Origin of the sequence: Burkholderia sp. WSM2230 (genome assembly GCF_000472445.1) — a bacterium.
Taxonomy (GTDB): Bacteria; Pseudomonadota; Gammaproteobacteria; order Burkholderiales; family Burkholderiaceae; genus Paraburkholderia.
This window is the reverse complement of sequence record NZ_AXAJ01000032.1, coordinates 1-1,274: the sequence shown is the minus strand read 5'-3', so window position 1 is coordinate 1,274 and position 1,274 is coordinate 1. Positions and strand designations below refer to the sequence as shown.

The 1,274-nt window shown below is 66.2% G+C and carries 1 protein-coding gene; it reads right to left on the bottom strand.

Annotated elements, in window-relative coordinates; translation table 11 throughout:
• Positions 1-1,274 (bottom strand): condensation domain-containing protein (locus tag A3AC_RS29635; protein ID WP_035476112.1); only part of this gene is annotated, 1,274 nt, incomplete at both ends.

Below are 1,274 nucleotides of genomic sequence, written 5' to 3'. Positions count from 1 at the left end.
TGCGCATAGGTCACCTGATCATTTCCGTCGACGAGTGCAATCGCGTCGGGACGCTCGCGGGCCTGCGCCGCGATTCGCGCCGTCACCGGCTCGTAGGCAAACGCAGCCGGCGTACGGGTCTTTGATTCTTCATCCAACTCAGGCAACCGGAACGACGCAATCCGCGCATCAGGCGCCGTGCTCCATTGCTCGAGCAGTCCCGTGAAATTGCGCGCGATGCGTTCTATGGTCGACGCTTCGAACACATCGGTCGCGTATGTGAACGTCAGATCGAGCGCGTCGTCCGCCCCCTCCGCGATGTTCAGCATCAGATCGAACTGCGCCTCCCCGTTGTCGACTTCCTGCACTGTCACGCGCAGCCCGTCGCCGAACGACGTCGTCAGGTCGTGACGCTGCTGCTGATTCACGAGCACCTGAAAAAGCGGCGTCTGCGTCAGCTCGCGCTCTGGCTGCACGGCCTTGACGACGCTCGCAAAGGGCACGTCCTGGTTCGCATGGGCGCTGAGCAGCCGCTCGCGTACATCGTCGATAAGTTGGGCGGCGTGCATCGCGCCGCGCGGCGCAGTGCGAATCACGACGGTGTTGACGAAGAAGCCGGCGACGTCCGCCGCGCCCGGCAGATCGCGGCCGGCGAGCGGCACGCCGAGGCGGATGTCGGACTGGCCTGAGTATCGGTAGAGCAACGCGTCGAAAGCGGCCAGAAGTGTCATGAAGAGCGTTGCGCGACGCGCGCTCGCGAGCGCGCGCAGCGCATTCGCGGTGGCGGCCGGCACACGCGTGCGATGGCGTGCGCCGGCCCCGCGGCGCGTGCCACTGCGCACGCGATCGTAGGGCAGCGCGAGCGTCGCGGGGGAATCGTCGTCACTCGCGAGTGCGGTGCGCCACCACGCGAGTTGCGCGGACTCGCGTTCGGGCGTCAGTTGGGTCGCACGCGCGGCGATCAACTCGCGATACCTGGTTGCAGCGGTCGCCGCCACATTCGCCTCATCAACGGATGGTTCAACGCAACCGGCGCGGCCCGCTGCGCAATACTCGCGATAGAGGCGCGAAAAGTCGGCGAACAGCAGGCCGACCGACCAGTCGTCGCTGACGATGTGATGCAGCACGAGATGCAGCACGTGACGATTGTCGGCAACGCGTACGAGCGTCGCGCGTACCGGCGGCTCTGATGCGAGGTCGAACGGCTTGCGCACGAGCGCGGCGAGGCACTCGGCCAGCGCTTTGTCGTTGGTGTTGCTGGTGTCGTTGGTGTTGCTGGTGTCGTTGGTGTTGCT